The following is a 17,660-nucleotide window of genomic DNA, read 5'->3' as shown; positions in this document are numbered from 1 at the left end:
AACTTATTAGTATGTTATCGCTGCCAGCGTCATGACAACGTCAGTGCTGGCAGACAAATAATATTGAGCGCCGCTGACGCTGAGCCACCTGATAATGGAAACGCTGCATACTGCGGTAACATCGGGCCTGAGCTTCATGTCTGCGAGTCTTGCGCCACTGCGCCTGCCGCCGCATGCGCCAGCGGGCAACTTCATTTCTGCTACGCTTCATACTCTTCTCTCTCCGGGGTCTGAATTAGGTTATTGCGCACTGTTTTTCCGAAAGATTAATCGTTTAGCGCTTTTAAGGGTTTAACCTGGCGTCATCTCCACGTACACTTCTTTAACGCAAGCGCAAACAGGATGTCCACTTACATGAGTACTTTTTATACTTTATTAAGCTGGCTGCTGATTTTTGGCTACTGGTTACTGATTGCCGGTGTAACGCTCAGGATATTAATGAAGCGTCGGGCGGTCACATCAGCCATGGCCTGGCTACTTATTATCTACATTCTGCCGCTGGTCGGTATTATTGCCTATCTCTCTTTCGGTGAATTACATCTGGGGAAACGTCGGGCAGAACGTGCGCGCGCCATGTGGCCGGCCACCGCCCGATGGCTCAGTGACCTTAAACAATCGCAACACATTTTTGCTCATGAAAACAGCGATGTAGCCAGAGCATTATTTCAGCTTTGTGAAAAACGCCAGGGCATCGCTGGGGTCAAGGGCAACCAGCTACAGCTGCTCACCAGCGCAGAAGATACGCTGAATGCCCTGATACGTGATATTCATCTGGCGCGCCATAATATTGAAATGGTTTTTTATATCTGGCAACCAGGTGGCCTGGCCGATGAGGTTGCCGAATCGCTAATGGCCGCCGCCCGCCGCGGCGTACACTGCCGGCTGATGCTGGATTCTGCCGGCAGCGTGGATTTTTTCCGCAGTCGCTGGCCGGGGATGATGCGCAACGCCGGTATTGATATTGTTGAAGCGTTAAAAGTCAGCCTGTTACGGGTCTTTTTGCGACGAATGGATTTGCGCCAGCATCGTAAAGTGGTGCTGATCGACAATTATGTTGCCTATACCGGTAGTATGAACCTGGTTGATCCACGTTTTTTCAAGCAGGAAGCAGGCGTCGGCCAGTGGGTGGACCTGATGGCACGTATGGAAGGCCCGGTAGCTACCACTATGGGTATTATTTACTCCTGCGACTGGGAAATTGAAACCGGAAAACGTATTTTACCCCCCGCGCCCGATGCCAATATTATGCCCTTTGAGCAGGAGAGCGGTCATACTATTCAGGTTATCGCATCCGGGCCGGGTTTTCCGGAAGACATGATTCACCAGGCGTTACTGACTGCGGTTTATTCAGCCCATGAGCAGCTGGTCATGACCACACCCTATCTGGTGCCGAGCGACGATCTATTACATGCCATCTGTACCGCCGCCTGGCGGGGTGTTGACGTCAGTATTATTATTCCCCGCCGAAACGATAATCTGCTGGTGCGCTGGGCCAGTCGTGCTTTCTTTTCTGAGTTACTCGCCGCCGGGGTTAAAATTTACCAGTTTGATGGTGGCCTGCTGCATACCAAAAGCGTGCTGGTAGACGGCCAGCTCAGTCTGGTAGGTACGGTCAACCTCGATATGCGCAGTCTCTGGCTGAACTTTGAAATCACCCTGGTGATTGACGATGACGGTTTCGGTAGCGATCTGTCGCATGTTCAGGATGATTACATTGCCCGCTCCAATCTGGTGGACCGAAAACGTTGGGAAAATCGTGCCTGGTGGCAGCGCGTAGTCGAACGACTGTTTTACTTCTTCAGCCCGTTACTGTAAAAGGAGCGGAATGATACAGCGCCGCATAGCACACAGGATTTGTTATGGATCTTAATAACCGTCTAACCGAAGATGAAACCCTTGAACAGGCCTACGATATTTTTCTTGAGCTGGCCGGCGATAATCTGGAGCCAGCCGATATCATTCTGTTCAATCTGCAGTTTGAAGAGCGAGGTGGGGCCGAACTGTACGATCCGGCTGAAGACTGGCAGCAACAGGTTGACTTTGAAGTCAATCCCGACTTTTTTTCTGAAGTGGTTATTGGCCTGGGCGAGGAAGATGGCGAACCCATTACAGATGTTTTTGCCCGTGTACTGCTTTGTCGTGAAAAAGACCACAAGCTCTGTCATATCATCTGGCGGGAATAACCCGCCTCAGCGCGGCAAATTGCCGCCATTTATCCGGCCAGAGCCGGATGAATAGGACGCACAGTAACATTCACAAGGGATCCACCTTCAGGCACGACACAGCATGATGAAAGCTTCCCTCCAGTAACGGCCGGGTTTTTGCGCATTCCGGCCCTGCAATCGGGCAACGGGTACGAAAGACGCAACCAGAAGGGGGATTAATCGGCGACGGCAACTCCCCTTCCAGTAGCTGAATTTGTTTCGCTTTCTCCAGATCGGGATCCGGTATCGGCACCGCTGACATGAGTGCGCGGGTATAGGGATGCTGCGGATTATTATATACCGCATCATAGGTTCCCAGCTCCACAGCGTGCCCAAGATACATCACCAGCACCCGATCGGAAATATGTTTGACTACCGCCAGATCGTGGGCAATAAAAATCAGTGATAAGCCCATCTCACGCTGTAATTTCTGCAACAAATTGACAACCTGAGCCTGGATAGACACATCAAGGGCCGACACCGGTTCATCACATATAATCAGTTTAGGCTCAAGAATCAGCGCCCGGGCAATGCCAATCCGCTGACATTGTCCACCAGAAAACTCATGGGGATAACGGTTAATCAGGTTAGGCAGTAACCCGACCTTCTGCATCATGTTGCGTACCCGCGCTTTCACTTCCGCTTTTGCCATCTTTGGATGATAAGTACGTAGCGGCTCGGCAATAATGTCACCGATGGTCATTCGTGGATTGAGTGACGCCAGCGGGTCCTGAAAAATCATCTGAATATCACTGCGCGCCTGGCGCCATGCTTCTTCACTCTGGCCTGACAGATTGCGCCCCAGCCAGGCAATGCGCCCCTCGGTGGCGTTAACCAGTCCGATAATGGCCCGGGCGAGAGTGGATTTGCCACAGCCCGATTCCCCCACCACACCCAGCGTTTCCCCCTGGAACAGTCGCAGGCTGACACCATCCACCGCTTTGAGGGTTTTTGCCGGCTGCCAGAACCACTGGCGTCCGTCTTTAATTGCAAAATGCACTTTCAGATCGGCAATTTCCAGCAGCACTTTTTTCTCTGTCACTTCACTCATTGCAGTTCCTCCAGCGGCTTATAGCAGGCACGTAATCGCCCGTTGGCGAAGGTTTGCAGCGGCGGCGCGTGGTCACATATCGCCATGGCGTGCGGGCAGCGCGGCTGGAAAGGACAGCCTGCAGGGAGTTGTAACAAATTGGGTGGATTGCCCGGGATTGTCAGTAATGACTCCCCTTCACCATCCAGGCGCGGTACCGCATTGAGTAAGCCAATGGAATAAGGATGCGCCGGCTGATAAAACACATCCCGGGCACTGCCGTATTCCATCGTCCGACCGGCATACATGACCAGCACCTTGTCACAGATACCGGCAACAACGCCCAGGTCATGGGTAATCATGATGATCGCGGTATTAAATTCCTGCTTCAGTTCATTCAACAGCGTCATAATCTGCGCCTGAACCGTAACATCAAGCGCGGTCGTCGGCTCGTCAGCTATCAGCAACTTTGGCCGGCACAACAGCGCCATGGCAATCATCACCCGCTGACGCATGCCGCCGGAAAACTCATGGGGAAACATTTTCATGCGCTTTCGCGCTTCCGGCATTTTCACCGCATCCAGCATACGGACTGCTTCATCATAGGCCTGAGCGTGACTCAAGCCTTTATGCAGTTCAAGTACCTCTACCAGCTGCTCACCCACGCGCATATAGGGATTAAGCGACGTCATCGGATCCTGAAATATCATGGCAATCTGCGCGGCACGCAGGGCATTAAGCTGTTTTTCCGGCAGATTAAGAATTTCGCGTCCGTTAAACAAAGCCGAACCAGCAATTCGGCCATTGGCGGCCAGCAGCCCCATCAGGGCAAAAGCGGTTTGTGATTTTCCGGAACCGGACTCGCCGACAATCCCCAGCGTCTCACCGGCTTTCAGGCTGAAGTTAAGATCGTTAACCGCCGTCACGTCACCGTCTGTGGTGCTAAAGGTTACCCGCAGATTTTTAACTGCCAGCAGCCTGTCAGTGTCCGCTGCCTGCGGGCTCACTGATTGGGTGTTAAATATGTTCATCGGCCTTCCTCAGCGGTCTTTAGGATCGAGGGCATCACGCAGGCCATCGCCGATAAAATTAAAACAAAATAAGGTGATGACTAAAAATGCCGCCGGATACAGCAGCAGCCAGGAAGAGACCTCCATCGAATTGGCGCCATCACTGAGTAAGGCCCCCCAGCTGCTTAGCGGTTCCTGAGTGCCCAGACCAAGAAAACTGAGAAATGATTCAAACAGAATCATGCTCGGTACCAGCAACGATGCATAAACCACCACCACGCCCAGCACATTAGGCACAATATGGCGTAATACGATGTTGCTGGTGCTGACGCCACCAACCTGGGCCGCTTCAATAAATTCTTTACGCTTGAGACTTAACGTCTGGCCACGTACGATGCGCGCCATATCGAGCCAGGACACCATACCGATCGCCACAAAGATAAGCAGAATATTGCGCCCGAAGAAGGTCACCAGCAGAATGACAAAAAACATAAACGGGAAAGAGTTAAGAATTTCCAGAATACGCATCATAATCGAATCAGTTTTGCCACCAAGATAGCCTGCCAGCGCACCATATAACGTGCCAACGATCACGGCCACCAGCGCGGAAGCAATCCCCACCATCAGCGAGATCCGGCCACCAATTGCCACGCGAACCAGCAGATCACGCCCGGAAGAATCGGTACCAAAGTAATGGCCGGTGCTCAAATCCGGCGCCGCCGACATCATTGACCAGTCAGTATCGTCGTAGGTAAAAGGCGATAATATCGGTGCAATAATGACAAAAAGGATAATCGCCAGCAGCACAATCAGACTGCTGACCGCTGCCCGGTTATGGAAAAAACGACGGCGGGCGTCCTGCCATAAACTGCGCCCTTCGACCTCCAGCTTTTCACGCAAGGAATCGAGCGCGTCGCTATTTTTTTTACTTACTAACATCACGCGCTCCGTTTAGTAGCGAATTTTCGGATCGATGACGGCATACAGCACATCGACAATCGCATTGAATAAAATAGTCAGTATCCCCACCAGAATCGTCAGGCTGAGTACCAGGGAATAATCACGATTCAGGGCGCCGTTTACAAACAGCTGACCAATTCCCGGCAGGCCGTAAATACTTTCAATCACCATTGAGCCTGTGATAATGCCAACGAAAGCGGGACCGAGATAAGAAAGCACCGGCAACATCGCTGGCTTGAGCGCATGCCGCAGTACAATACGCCACAGCGGCAAACCTTTTGCCCGGGCGGTACGAATGAAGTTGGAATGCAGTACCTCAATCATTGAGCCACGGGTAATGCGCGCGATACTGGCAATATAGGCCAGCGACAACGCCACCATGGGCAGAATCATGTATTGCAGCGCCCCGCCATTCCAGCCACCGCCGGGTAGCCATTGCAAGGTAATGGCGAAAATGAGTACCAGTAAGGGGGCAACGACAAAGCTCGGAATGACCACACCGGTCATGGCTATTCCCATTACGGTAAAATCCCACCAGCTATTTTGCTTTAAGGCAGCAATCACCCCGGCGGTGACGCCCAGTACCAGCGCCAGCAAAAACGCGGCCAGGCCAAGCTTAGCGGAGACCGGGAAAGCATGGGCAATCAGATAATTGACCGAATAGTCTTTATATTTAAACGACGGTCCGAAATCGCCGTGTGCCAGCTGCCAGAGATAGCTCAGATACTGCTTACCAATGGGGTCATTAAGGTGATATTTCGCTTCAATGTTCGCCATCACCTCTGGTGACAGGGTGCGTTCACCGCTGAACGGGCTGCCCGGTGCCAGACGCATCATAAAAAACGAAATTGTGATCAGCACAAACAGCGTCGGAATGGCTTCCAGCAGCCGACGAAGAATAAACTTTAACATTGCTATACCTGCATAGCGGATGCCTGAAAGCAGTAATCAGCATCAGGACCACATTACTTATTGCTTGAAAATCGGGCGGCAAATCACCGCCCGGGAAACAGACTTTATTTAGTGTTTGATAATGTACAAATTTTTATCATAAACGTTATCCAGCGCATCCTTACCGGTGTAACCACCTACATAAGGCTTCACCAGCCGGGTGTTGGCGTAGTAATACACCGGTACTACGACAGAGTCTTTATCCAGTATCTGCTCAGCCTTGTTGTACAAGGCAGTGCGTGATTTTTCATCGGCGGCGGCCGTCGCGTCAGCGATGACCTTGTCGTATTCTGCTGATTTATAATGCGCCGTGTTATTGCTGCTATCAGACAACATATAGTTCAAAAATGAAGTGGGTTCATTATAGTCTGCACACCAGGCCGCACGAGCGACATCATAGTTGCCCTGATGACGGGTATCGAGATAGGTTTTCCACTCTTCGTTGGTAAGCTTGACGTTTACACCCAGATTTTTCTTCCAGATTGAGGCCGCGGCAATAGCCAGCTTCTTGTGTAAATCGGATGTGTTATACAGCAGTTCAAAACTGAGGGGTTTATCCGCTGTATAACCGGCCTGCGCCAGCAATTTTTTCGCTTCCTCGTTACGCTTCTCCTGGCTCCAGCCAAACCACGCTGGTTTAGTCACCTCCATGCCATCGGTTGCTGGCGGGGTGAAACTGTAGGCAGGTTGCTGGCCCTGCGCCAGTACTTTATTAGTGACAATGTCACGGTCAAGACCCAGTTTGAGCGCAGTACGCACGCGGGCATCCGTAAATGGCGCTTTCTGGTTATTTATTTCGTAGTAGTAAGTGCACAAATAGGGATCCACGTGCAGTTCTTTCGGATTATCACGCTTAAGTTTCTGAAACAATTCGATAGGCAGATTGTTATAGGTCATATCACTGCCACCCTGGCTGAAATAGCGGTTAACATCCGTCACTTCTGAAGAGATAGGCAGGAAAGTTACTTTGTCCAGCGTGGTATTAGCGTTGTCCCAGTATTGCGGGTTACGCACGACAACGATGCGTTCATTTATCACATGTTCCTGCAGCTTGTAGGCACCGTTACCCACCCAGTTTTTCGGCTGCGTCCAGTTATCGCCATATTGTTCAACGGCAGGTTTATACACCGGTGACATCGAAGAATGGATTAGCAGTTTATAGAAATAAGGCACCGATTCGCTAAGCGTAACCTGCAGAGTATGATCATCAAGCGCTTTCACCCCGAGGCTGTCGGGTGATTTTTTACCGGCAATAATGTCATCAATGTTTTCCAGATGGCCATACTGCAGATAACTGGCATACGGCGAAGCCGTTTTCGGATCGGCCAGCCGTTGCCAGCTGTAAACAAAATCGGCAGCCGTTACCGGCTGGCCATTCGACCATTTTGCGTTGGGACGTAAATGGAAGATCCACACTTTACCGTCCTTATTTTCCCAGCTTTCAGCAACGCCTGGAATTGGATGGCCCTGCACGTCACTGATCACCAGCCCTTCCAGCAGATCGCGGCTGACGTTTGATTCCGGCACCCCTTCAATTTTATGCGGGTCCAGCGACTGTACTTCACCACCGTTACCTTTTACCAGCTCCTGTTTAGCCGCCAGCACAACGCCGGCTGGAACGTTAGCTGCCCAGCTGACGCCTGCGGTCATGGTTGTCAGCACGCTGAATAGACTTAGCGTAACCAGATTTTTTTTCGTGATGTTGGTCATTGTATACTCCTGTTTTTATAATCCTCCGGCAACCTTCACCAGAGCTGTCCCCGTTAACCGGGCCGAGCGCCAGAGCAGTAAAACCCCCTATCTGCCCTTGGCTGTTTGTATTTATCTTCTGCCTGCTCACGCGGTGGCAGGCCTGCAACTCAATGTGCCGTAATATAAAAATATTTAATATCGAGTGCATCACGCGGATCCTGGCCACTAAAGCCACCGACCCAGGGTTTAACCAGACGAGCACTTACCCGGTAATAAACCGGTATCAGCGCTGAATCCCTATCGAGCTGCTGTTCGGCCTGCTGGTATATGTCCGGCCGGCGGGCATCGCTGACTTCAAGACTGTTTTTCATCAGGCCATCAAATTTCTCACTCTGATAAAACGCGGTGTTGGTGCCAGAATCACTGAGAAACACGTTAAGAAACGATGACGGTTCGTTATAGTCTGAACACCATGTCGCCCGGGCCACGTCGTACTTTCCCGTCCGGCGAATCTCAAGCATCTTTTTCCATGGCTGCGCATCCGGTCTCACCACCGCTGCCAGATTTTTTTGCCACATCTCTGCCGCCATCGTGACCTGCTGCTGATTCATATCCGAATCGTTATACAACAAGGAGAATGTCAGCGGTCGGTGCGGACCATAACCGGCTTCCTGCAGCAACTGGCGGGCACGCTGATTACGGGCTTGCTGGCTCAGCCTGAACCAGTCAGGCACTTTCAAATCGGCTCCGTCAGTATATGGCGGCGTAAATCCCCAGGCGGGTACCTGTCCCTGTGCCATGAGTTTGCCGGCGATGGTTTGCCGATCCAGTGACAACTTCAGCGCCTCTCTGACCCGGACATCCTGGAATGGCGGGCGCTGGTTATTAATCTCATAGTAAAACGTGCACAGGAAAGGAATGACCCGCACCTGGGGACCTAAACGTGACTTGAGGGTGGCAAACATCTCTGGCGGCAGTCCGCTATCAGAAATATCAATATCGTTTGCCATGTAACGTTCAACGTCTTCACTGGCAGAAACCAGCGGCAGAAAAGTGGCCAGCTCAATCATGGTACGGGCGTTATCCCAGTAATAAGGATTACGTTGCAAGACGATTTTTTTGCCGGCTAGCCACGTATGCAGAATGTAAGCACCGTTGCTAACATAATGCGCCGGTAACGTCCATTTATCCCCCCACTTTTCAATGGCTTTGCGATTAACCGGTTTTAATACTGTGTGGGTGGTCATCGCCAGAAAATAGGGTACAGGTTCACTGAGGCTCACCTGTAGATGGTATTTATCCAGCGCCTTAATACCAAGCGCGTGCACCGGCATCTCGCCGTTTATCACCGCACGGGCATGGTTAATATGAGCCTGTTCCAGATAACTGGCATAATGGGAAGCGTTGGCCGGCGTCGCCAGACGGCGCCAGCTATAGACAAAATCCTCTGCGGTAACCGGCTCACCATCCGACCAGCGAGCATCGGTACGCAAAGTGAAAGTCCATATCCGGTTCTGCTGGTTATGCCAGCTGCTGGCTACGCCCGGCACTATATGTCCACGGTTGTCGGTGGTCACAAGCCCTTCAAGCAGGTTTAGAATAATGCTACTTTCTGGCACCCCTTCGGACTTGATTGGATCAAGCGTTGTCGCCTCAGCGCCATTATTAATCACAATCTGTTGTTGCGCCGCCAGAGGCGTATCCGGTTCTGGCTGGGCAGCATGAGCAATATTTAATGACCATAATGCCCAGACCAGCAGATAAGGTTGTACAGAGCATTTCAAAGTCAGCAATTTCATTTCAACGCAAATGCCCTTTTTAATCTATTAAGCTCATTAAGCAAAATCCGTACACACTTTGCCTTATGCCCGAATTTTTTTCGTTGCGCCGAAATTACCAGATGAATTTTTACTGCGCTAAAGCTATCTGACAAAAATGTTAACTCTTTCTCTTTTATCATGACTTTTTCCTCAGGTGAAGCGTTATTTCATGACGTTAATTATGTAATAAACCACATATAATCATTAGGTTATGATAATAAAGGCTTTAGATGGAACGGGCTAAGCACTGTTTATGCTTAAAAATCACACAAATAACGCCTCAGCGCTTATCATCAAAACACTTTACTGAGGTGCCGTTTAATAATAGTGGTTAACACTGCAAGAAAAGAATATAACGGTAAATTATAATGTTATCAGAATAACACCATCTAAGAATTATCTGCTTACCTGCAGAGGATTAGTAGAATTGCTAATTTCTGGTGGATGCAATTAAAAAACATGAATATGCGCACGATAAAAGGGCAAAAAAGCTGGCCTGTTGCACCAAAATAAGGCAGAAAATCCCTCGCGAAGCGAAATAAGTTGCCAGCAGACATCGGCAATACTTGCGGTGTAGCACGACATCGCCGCCCTGCTTTGCCACAGGCATCAGAACAAGGCAAACAACAACGCTACCGGCAGACTGACAGGCCAGGTTGCCCCCACCAGCACAGCGGATAATAACCGGATACTGACACGGTCTCTGGCAATCAAAAAAGTGATAATGGCGGCGATCAGCGCAACCACCAGATAAAAGATCAACATCTTCTGATATAACGTCACGGTGATTTACCTTTTTTAACTAGCGTCATTATTATAGCGGTTAATGCCATTCATCCTTGTCTGTCTGCAAATTATTCCAGACTATTCTTTCAGGATAATTATCAGGCAACTCATTTGTTAGTAAGATGTGTTATATGTTTCAATATTGATCACCAGCGGGCAACTATCAGATTGTTTTTAATAAGCTGAATGGTGTCAGCTTGATGGAAAATTGATTTATATCACTCTTTTTACCCTGTCACAGCGTTACGCTAAGGTCACTGAAGGAAGGCGTCACAGGCCCACCAGCGTTGCCACTTTTAGCAGACTTTTTTAGTAAATATGTATCGGGTATTTGATCGGGCGAGGTAGTAAACCAGGCTGACTGTCATACTGAATCGCTATAATCAACACCTCTCACTTGTTTACTAAAAGAGTTTAACTTCCATCAGGAGAGCATTATGGCCGTTACCAATGTTGCCGAACTTAACGCCATGGTTGAGCGTGTTAAGAAAGCTCAGCGTGAATACGCTAATTTTACACAAGAACAAGTTGACCGGATTTTTCGCGCTGCTGCACTTGCAGCCGCTGATGCCCGTATTCCGCTGGCCAAAATGGCAGTGGCAGAATCAGGAATGGGTATTGTTGAAGATAAAGTAATAAAAAATCACTTTGCGTCTGAGTATATTTACAACGCCTACAAAGATGAAAAAACCTGCGGCGTGCTGGAGACTGATGACACCTACGGCACTATCACCGTTGCTGAACCAATCGGCCTGATTTGCGGTATTGTCCCCACCACTAACCCAACCTCAACGGCTATCTTTAAGGCACTTATTAGCCTGAAAACCCGCAACGGCATTATTTTCTCTCCGCATCCGCGGGCGAAAGATGCAACCAATAAAGCAGCAGATATTGTATTGCAGGCTGCAGTGCAAGCTGGCGCGCCTAAAGATATTATTGGCTGGATAGATGCCCCATCAGTTGAGCTGTCCAATCAGTTAATGCATCACCCTGATATTAACCTGATTCTTGCTACCGGTGGCCCGGGGATGGTTAAAGCCGCCTACAGTTCAGGTAAACCTGCAATTGGTGTCGGGGCCGGAAATACCCCGGTGGTGATAGACGAAACGGCTGATATTAAGCGTGCCGTTGCCTCCATTCTGATGTCTAAAACCTTTGATAACGGCGTTATCTGTGCATCAGAACAATCCGTTATCGTGGTTGATTCAATTTATGATGCGGTGCGTGAGCGGTTTGCCAGCCACGGCGGCTACCTGTTACAGGGCAAAGAGCTGCAGGCCATACAGGATATCATTCTGAAAAACGGCGCGCTGAATGCCGCAATTGTCGGGCAACCTGCAGCAAAAATTGCGGCAATGGCCGGACTTACTGTTGCCGCTAACACCAAAATTCTGATCGGGGAAGTCACCGAGGTAAATGAATCCGAACCTTTTGCCCATGAAAAACTTTCGCCTACCCTGGCGATGTACCGGGCAAAAGATTTTGCCGATGCGGTAGATAAAGCAGAAAAACTGGTGGAAATGGGCGGTATTGGTCATACCTCCTGCCTGTATACCGATCAGGATAATCAGCATGAGCGCATCAACTTTTTCGGCGACAAAATGAAAACGGCGCGCATTTTGATCAACACCCCGGCATCACAAGGCGGTATTGGCGATCTCTACAATTTCAAACTGGCCCCTTCGCTGACGCTGGGATGTGGTTCGTGGGGAGGTAACTCCATTTCAGAAAACGTCGGACCTAAGCATCTGATCAACAAAAAAACCGTCGCTAAGCGAGCTGAGAATATGTTGTGGCATAAACTACCTAAGTCAATTTATTTCCGTCGCGGGTCATTACCAATCGCACTGGAAGAAGTGGCCAGCGAGGGAGCGAAACGGGCATTTATTGTTACCGACCGTTTCCTGTTCAATAACGGCTATGCCGACCAGATAACCCGTGTACTGAAGTCACACAATATTGAGACTGAAATCTTTTTCGAAGTCGAAGCCGACCCGACCCGACCCTGAGCATTGTGCGTAAAGGCGCTGAACAGATGAATTCGTTTAAGCCGGACACCATTATTGCGCTCGGCGGCGGCTCACCGATGGATGCGGCGAAAATTATGTGGGTAATGTATGAGCATCCGGAAACCCATTTCGAAGAGCTGGCCTTGCGCTTCATGGATATTCGCAAACGTATTTATAAGTTCCCGAAAATGGGCGTCAAAGCGAAAATGGTGGCGATAACCACAACTTCCGGTACCGGCTCTGAAGTCACCCCATTCGCCGTGGTGACTGACGATGCAACCGGGCAAAAATACCCGCTGGCTGACTATGCACTGACTCCTGACATGGCGATCGTCGATGCCAACCTGGTCATGAATATGCCAAAATCACTCTGCGCGTTCGGTGGCCTCGACGCGGTGACCCATGCGCTGGAAGCCTACGTTTCGGTGCTGGCAAACGAATATTCAGACGGTCAGGCCTTGCAGGCACTGAAACTGCTAAAAGCCTATCTGCCAGCCAGTTATCATGAAGGAGCGGCAAATCCGGTTGCCCGTGAACGGGTGCACAATGCGGCGACTATTGCCGGTATTGCTTTCGCTAACGCATTCCTTGGCGTTTGCCATTCAATGGCGCATAAGCTGGGATCTGAGTTCCATATTCCACACGGACTGGCTAATGCCCTGTTGATCTGTAACGTTATCCGCTATAACGCCAACGACAACCCGACCAAACAGACTGCATTCAGCCAGTACGACCGTCCACAAGCACGCCGCCGTTATGCTGAAATTGCTGACCACCTTGCTCTCAGCGCCGCGGGCGACCGCACCAGTCAGAAAATTGAAAAACTGCTCGCCTGGCTTGAAGAAATGAAATCATCACTGGGCATTCCGCGGTCAATTCGTGAGGCGGGGGTTTCGGAAGCCGACTTCCTGGCAAAAGTTGATAAGCTGGCAGACGACGCATTTGACGATCAGTGTACCGGCGCTAATCCACGCTATCCACTGATTGCCGAGCTGAAACAAATCATGCTGGATACCTTCTACGGCCGTGATTATGTCGAAGAACTTGACGACAGCAAACACGCGCTAAGTCACCAGCCTTCGCCGGAGAAAAAGAGCGAAAAAAAGGTTAAAAAAGACAAAAAAGCGTAATCAGTTAACGTTGTGCTGCCCACTGACGTCAGAATGGCTTCTGTTCTGAGTCGCTGGATAAAAACCCGCTGCGGCGGGTTTTTATATATTGATTAATTTTTTTTATAAAAAATGCTGAACGTTGACCGCTGCCAGGAACTTTCTGGTCACATCCGGCACTTGTTATCGTGGCTAAATCCGTTTCTACTTTAAACGGCCTTTTCAATCGCCTCTTTATAATGTTTGCGGCATACCGAAAGGTAGCGTTCATTACCGCCAATCACTACCTGCTCGCCTTCGCGAAAAGCAACACCGTTATTATCCAGCCGCAGCACCATACCCGCTTTACGCCCGCAATGGCATACGGTTTTTAATTCTACCAGTTTGTCTGACCATGCCAGCAAATACTGACTGCCCGAGAACAGTTCGCCACGAAAATCTGTGCGTAAACCGTAGCACAACACCGGAATATCAAGAAAATCAACCACGTCAGATAAACGCTTTACCTGCTCACGGGTTAAAAACTGACATTCATCAATCAGCACACAATGTATCGTTTGCTTAGCATGAGCGGCACTGATTTGCTGATAAAATTCGGTTTCCTGATTGTAAAGCCTGGCTGGCGATGCCAGGCCAATCCTGGAGCTCACCTTACCACTACCGTGCCGATCATCGATTTCTGCGGTGTAAATTAACGTCTGCATACCACGTTCATGGTAATTATATGACGACTGTAGCAAGGCTGTAGACTTACCCGCATTCATTGCAGAGTAATAAAAGTAAAGCTGCGCCATCAGGCTGGACTCCGGACAGTAAGAAGAAAATCGCCAGCAATTGTACCATAATCATGGCCTGAAGCAGTCAGCCTGGCGCCTGCAGGTAAACAACACGTCATTCGATCTGATAAAAAATAGGTCTGAGGAGAAACTTTCCTGCTGATTAACCAATGTAAACCGGGTGATTAAATTAAAAATCATGGCATTTTTTAAGACTTTTCAATCAGTGCTTAATCATTAAGCCACTTTTAACTTTTATTTCAACTGCTGTTATTGTTAGATAATTTCGCACGGGTATATTTAAATCAAATGTTCTAAATAATAAATTATCAGTTGCAGTTTATTTTTTCTCTCTCTATTATTAGCTGCGGTGTCTACCTTCCTTTATAATTCAGAGATCCGGACAATGAGCGAAGCCCTTAAGATTCTTAATAATATCCGTACGCTGCGTGCACAAGCGAGAGAATGTACGCTTGAAACGCTGGAAGAAATGCTTGAAAAACTCGAAGTAGTAGTTAATGAACGCCGTGAAGAAGAAAATCAGGCCCAGGCAGAAATTGAAGAACGTAGCCGTAAACTTCAGCAATACCGTGAAATGCTGATTGCTGACGGTATTGATCCGAACGAATTACTTGCCACACTTGGCGCCAGCAAAAACAGTTCAAAATCAAAACGCGCCGCGCGCCCTGCTAAATATCAGTATGTCGATGAAAATGGTGAGACCAAAACCTGGACTGGCCAGGGACGTACACCGGCCGTAATCAAAAAAGCGCTGGAAGAACAAGGTAAGCAGCTGGATGATTTTTTGCTCTGAGTTAGCCTTTGCTGCCCTGACTAATTGTTATTGAAATTCCGTTTTTAATTTCTTATCGTTCATTATCAACACCAGATAAAAAAGGAAGCCAAGGCTTCCTTTTTTATCGCAGTGATTACACCTTGTAGAAGGTGCGATACCAGTCGACAAATCGCTTGACACCTTCATTAATGTCAGTATGCGGCTTAAAGCCGATAACGTCATACAGCGGCTGTGTATCGGCGCTGGTTTCATGAACATCACCAGGCTGCATTGGCAGAAGATTCTTACGTGCTTTCAGCCCCGTCGCCTTTTCAATAGCAGCGATATAATCTGTCAGCATCACCGGCTGGCTGTTACCAATATTATAAATATGGTACGGTGCAGAACTGGCAGCAGGCGATCCATTTTCAACCGTCCATTGCGCATTCGCAGCGGGAATAACATCCAGTAAACGGACCACCGCTTCGGCAATGTCCTCGACGTAAGTAAAATCCCGCCGCATATTTCCGTGGTTGTACACATCAATGGCTTCACCGGCCAGAATGGCGCGGGTAAATCTGAACAGTGCCATATCCGGGCGTCCCCAGGGACCGTAGACGGTGAAAAAACGTAAACCGGTGGTAGGCACACCATATAAATGTGAATAGGTATGCGCCATCAGCTCATTGGCTTTTTTGGTTGCTGCATACAGTGAAATAGGATGGTCAACGGTATCATCTGTAGAGAAAGGTAGCTTTCGGTTCAGACCATAAACCGAACTTGACGAGGCATAAAGCAGATGTTCAATATTGTGCTGACGACAACCTTCCAGAATATTCAGATAGCCAACAATATTGGTGCTGGTGTAAGCATGAGGATTATCCAGCGAATATCGCACCCCTGCCTGCGCGGCAAGATGAACAACCCGTTGAAACTGATGCTGTGCAAATAAATCTGCGACGGTTGCACTGTCGGTCAAATTACCTTTGACAAAAGAGAAGTGGTCATGTCTGGCGATGAGATCAAGGCGAGCTTGTTTCAGACTGACATCATAATAGTCATCCAGGCTGTCTATCCCGACAACCTGGTGACCAGCGCTAAGCAGACGTTGGGCAACATAAAACCCGATAAAGCCTGCCGCGCCGGTAACCAGATATTTCATACTTTCCCTCGGTTAATTATGCAACTTTACAGAAGCTCCGCGGCCAATTGCATAATAAACAAAACCGCGATTACTGACTCTCTCCGGATCATACAGGTTACGACCATCAAAAATCACGGGTTCTTTTAAGGCACTTTTAACCACATCAAAATCGGGCACGCGGAAATTCTTCCACTCGGTACAAATTACCAGCGCATCAGCTCCCTGCAACGCCGCTTCTTTGGTCCCCATCAGTTTCAGGTCATCCCGATTGCCATAAATACGCTGTGCTTCATCCATTGCTTCAGGATCAAATGCCTGGACACGCGCGCCAGCCTGCCACAACGTCTCCATCAATACCCGGCTGGAGGCTTCGCGCATATCATCTGTGTTTGGCTTAAACGCCAGTCCCCACAGAGCGAAGGTTTTTCCTGTTAAATCATCGCCAAAATGACGCTTAATAAAGCCGGGCAACTTCAGCTTCTGATCGTCATTAACAGCTTCAACCGCCTGTAAGATACGTGGCGTATAACCAATCTGCTGTGAAGTACGAATCAGGGCCTGAACATCTTTCGGGAAGCAGGAACCACCGTAGCCACAGCCAGGATAGATAAATGAGTAGCCAATTCGCGAATCAGAACCAATGCCCTGACGTACCTTTTCAATATCCGCCCCCAGCAACTCGGCAAGGTTAGATATCTCATTCATAAAACTGATTTTAGTCGCCAGCATGCAGTTAGCCGCATACTTGGTCAGTTCGGCACTACGAATATCCATCAGGATCATGCGATCATGATTACGGTTAAACGGCTCGTACAGTTCGCGCAGTAAATCAACAACGTCTTCGTTATCCGTGCCGACAACAATGCGCTCCGGTCGCATACAGTCAGCGACGGCAGCCCCTTCTTTCAGGAATTCCGGGTTAGAAACCACATCAAACGCAATGCTAACATCACGTTTTTTCAGCGTTTCTGTCATCACCGCCCGCACGCGGTCAGCGGTGCCAACCGGGACCGTTGATTTATCAATAACGACTTTATGGCCCTGCATGTGTTCGGCGATAGTGCGGGCAACTGCAGTCACATATTTCAGGTCAGCCGAACCGTCTTCGTCCGGCGGCGTACCTACGGCAATAAATTGCATTTCCCCGTGGTTAACCCCTTCTTTAGCATTGGTGCTAAATTTCAGGCGACCAGACTCATAGTTCTGCATCACCAGCGGCGTCAGGCCCGGTTCATAAATAGGGATAATGCCCTTTTTCAGATTTTCAACTTTGTTTTCATCAACATCGATACAAATGACATCGTGCCCGACTTCCGCCAGTACAGCTGCCTGTACCAGACCTACATAGCCGATACCAAAAACGGTGACTTTCATTGGATTGTCCCGATCAGAAA

Annotated in this window: 14 protein-coding genes and 1 pseudogene; 4 read left to right on the top strand and 11 right to left on the bottom strand. The window is 49.3% G+C overall.

Going from position 1 to position 17,660, the window contains the following annotated elements:
- Nucleotides 1-40 precede the first annotated feature (40 nt).
- A complete protein-coding gene (locus BL249_RS02295; protein WP_099704879.1) occupies nucleotides 41-211 on the bottom strand; it encodes a YciY family protein in 171 nt (56 codons plus the stop codon).
- 143 nt (nucleotides 212-354) lie between these two features.
- On the opposite strand from BL249_RS02295, the gene cls reads away from it, so the two are divergent.
- Nucleotides 355-1,815, top strand: coding sequence for a cardiolipin synthase (cls, locus tag BL249_RS02290; protein ID WP_099704878.1), 1,461 nt, complete (start codon nucleotides 355-357; stop codon nucleotides 1,813-1,815).
- Between the two features lie 44 nt (nucleotides 1,816-1,859).
- Complete coding sequence (locus BL249_RS02285) at nucleotides 1,860-2,183, top strand: HI1450 family dsDNA-mimic protein (RefSeq protein ID WP_099704877.1); 324 nt, start codon at nucleotides 1,860-1,862, stop codon at nucleotides 2,181-2,183.
- Nucleotides 2,184-2,253: 70 nt separating this feature from the next.
- Here BL249_RS02285 and oppF read toward each other — a convergent pair whose 3' ends face one another.
- The 7 genes from oppF to BL249_RS02250 form a co-directional block, all read right to left on the bottom strand.
- Entirely contained in the window at nucleotides 2,254-3,255 is a 1,002-nt protein-coding gene (gene oppF, locus BL249_RS02280; protein WP_099704876.1) for a murein tripeptide/oligopeptide ABC transporter ATP binding protein OppF, read from the bottom strand.
- Nucleotides 3,252-4,265, bottom strand: a complete 1,014-nt coding sequence (gene oppD / locus BL249_RS02275; protein WP_099704875.1) for an ABC transporter ATP-binding protein — start codon at nucleotides 4,263-4,265, stop codon at nucleotides 3,252-3,254. The genes oppF and oppD overlap by 4 nt, the downstream gene beginning before the upstream one ends.
- A 9-nt stretch (nucleotides 4,266-4,274) precedes the next feature.
- On the bottom strand, nucleotides 4,275-5,183 hold the full coding sequence (oppC, locus tag BL249_RS02270) for an oligopeptide ABC transporter permease OppC (RefSeq protein WP_099704874.1): 909 nt from the start codon (nucleotides 5,181-5,183) through the stop codon (nucleotides 4,275-4,277).
- A 12-nt stretch (nucleotides 5,184-5,195) separates the two neighbouring features.
- Nucleotides 5,196-6,116 carry an oligopeptide ABC transporter permease OppB gene (gene oppB, locus BL249_RS02265; RefSeq protein ID WP_099704873.1) on the bottom strand — a complete coding sequence of 307 codons (921 nt, stop codon included), beginning with the start codon at nucleotides 6,114-6,116 and terminating at the stop codon, nucleotides 5,196-5,198.
- A 108-nt stretch (nucleotides 6,117-6,224) separates the two neighbouring features.
- A complete protein-coding gene (gene oppA, locus BL249_RS02260; protein ID WP_099704872.1) occupies nucleotides 6,225-7,865 on the bottom strand; it encodes an oligopeptide ABC transporter substrate-binding protein OppA in 1,641 nt (546 codons plus the stop codon).
- Between the two features lie 149 nt (nucleotides 7,866-8,014).
- Nucleotides 8,015-9,646, bottom strand: a complete 1,632-nt coding sequence (locus BL249_RS02255; protein WP_099704871.1) for an ABC transporter substrate-binding protein — start codon at nucleotides 9,644-9,646, stop codon at nucleotides 8,015-8,017.
- Between the two features lie 630 nt (nucleotides 9,647-10,276).
- Nucleotides 10,277-10,450 carry a GhoT/OrtT family toxin gene (locus BL249_RS02250; protein WP_099704870.1) on the bottom strand — a complete coding sequence of 58 codons (174 nt, stop codon included), beginning with the start codon at nucleotides 10,448-10,450 and terminating at the stop codon, nucleotides 10,277-10,279.
- Between the two features lie 440 nt (nucleotides 10,451-10,890).
- Here BL249_RS02250 and adhE point away from each other — a divergent pair.
- Nucleotides 10,891-13,592, top strand: a pseudogene (gene adhE, locus BL249_RS02245) (bifunctional acetaldehyde-CoA/alcohol dehydrogenase).
- A 188-nt stretch (nucleotides 13,593-13,780) separates the two neighbouring features.
- Here adhE and tdk read toward each other — a convergent pair.
- The gene (gene tdk / locus BL249_RS02240) at nucleotides 13,781-14,365 is read right to left on the bottom strand and encodes a thymidine kinase (protein WP_099704869.1); all 585 of its coding nucleotides are present in this window, start codon (nucleotides 14,363-14,365) and stop codon (nucleotides 13,781-13,783) included.
- Nucleotides 14,366-14,753: 388 nt separating this feature from the next.
- On the opposite strand from tdk, the gene hns reads away from it, so the two are divergent.
- Entirely contained in the window at nucleotides 14,754-15,161 is a 408-nt protein-coding gene (gene hns, locus BL249_RS02235; RefSeq protein ID WP_099704868.1) for a histone-like nucleoid-structuring protein H-NS, read from the top strand.
- 115 nt (nucleotides 15,162-15,276) lie between these two features.
- Here the strand turns inward: hns and BL249_RS02230 are convergent, their stop codons facing one another.
- Complete coding sequence (locus tag BL249_RS02230; protein WP_099704867.1) at nucleotides 15,277-16,284, bottom strand: NAD-dependent epimerase; 1,008 nt, start codon at nucleotides 16,282-16,284, stop codon at nucleotides 15,277-15,279.
- Nucleotides 16,285-16,296: 12 nt separating this feature from the next.
- Complete coding sequence (locus BL249_RS02225) at nucleotides 16,297-17,640, bottom strand: UDP-glucose dehydrogenase family protein (RefSeq protein ID WP_099704866.1); 1,344 nt, start codon at nucleotides 17,638-17,640, stop codon at nucleotides 16,297-16,299.
- Nucleotides 17,641-17,660 lie beyond the last annotated feature (20 nt).

Origin of the sequence: Erwinia sp. OLFS4 (assembly GCF_002752165.1) — a bacterium.
Classification (GTDB): Bacteria; Pseudomonadota; Gammaproteobacteria; order Enterobacterales; family Enterobacteriaceae; genus Izhakiella.
Note: the sequence above shows the minus strand (reverse complement) of the source record. Positions and strands in the feature narration are given on the sequence as shown.

Excerpts from the sequence above, each read along its gene's own strand:
- BL249_RS02295 (WP_099704879.1), bottom strand. The coding sequence starts at position 211 with ATGAAGCGTAGCAGAAATGAAGTTGCCCGCTGGCGCATGCGGCGGCAG.
- cls (WP_099704878.1), top strand. The coding sequence starts at position 355 with ATGAGTACTTTTTATACTTTATTAAGCTGGCTGCTGATTTTTGGCTAC.
- BL249_RS02285 (WP_099704877.1), top strand. The coding sequence starts at position 1,860 with ATGGATCTTAATAACCGTCTAACCGAAGATGAAACCCTTGAACAGGCC.
- oppF (WP_099704876.1), bottom strand. The coding sequence starts at position 3,255 with ATGAGTGAAGTGACAGAGAAAAAAGTGCTGCTGGAAATTGCCGATCTG.
- oppD (WP_099704875.1), bottom strand. The coding sequence starts at position 4,265 with ATGAACATATTTAACACCCAATCAGTGAGCCCGCAGGCAGCGGACACT.
- oppC (WP_099704874.1), bottom strand. The coding sequence starts at position 5,183 with ATGTTAGTAAGTAAAAAAAATAGCGACGCGCTCGATTCCTTGCGTGAA.
- oppB (WP_099704873.1), bottom strand. The coding sequence starts at position 6,116 with ATGTTAAAGTTTATTCTTCGTCGGCTGCTGGAAGCCATTCCGACGCTG.
- oppA (WP_099704872.1), bottom strand. The coding sequence starts at position 7,865 with ATGACCAACATCACGAAAAAAAATCTGGTTACGCTAAGTCTATTCAGC.
- BL249_RS02255 (WP_099704871.1), bottom strand. The coding sequence starts at position 9,646 with ATGAAATTGCTGACTTTGAAATGCTCTGTACAACCTTATCTGCTGGTC.
- tdk (WP_099704869.1), bottom strand. The coding sequence starts at position 14,365 with ATGGCGCAGCTTTACTTTTATTACTCTGCAATGAATGCGGGTAAGTCT.
- hns (WP_099704868.1), top strand. The coding sequence starts at position 14,754 with ATGAGCGAAGCCCTTAAGATTCTTAATAATATCCGTACGCTGCGTGCA.
- BL249_RS02230 (WP_099704867.1), bottom strand. The coding sequence starts at position 16,284 with ATGAAATATCTGGTTACCGGCGCGGCAGGCTTTATCGGGTTTTATGTT.
- BL249_RS02225 (WP_099704866.1), bottom strand. The coding sequence starts at position 17,640 with ATGAAAGTCACCGTTTTTGGTATCGGCTATGTAGGTCTGGTACAGGCA.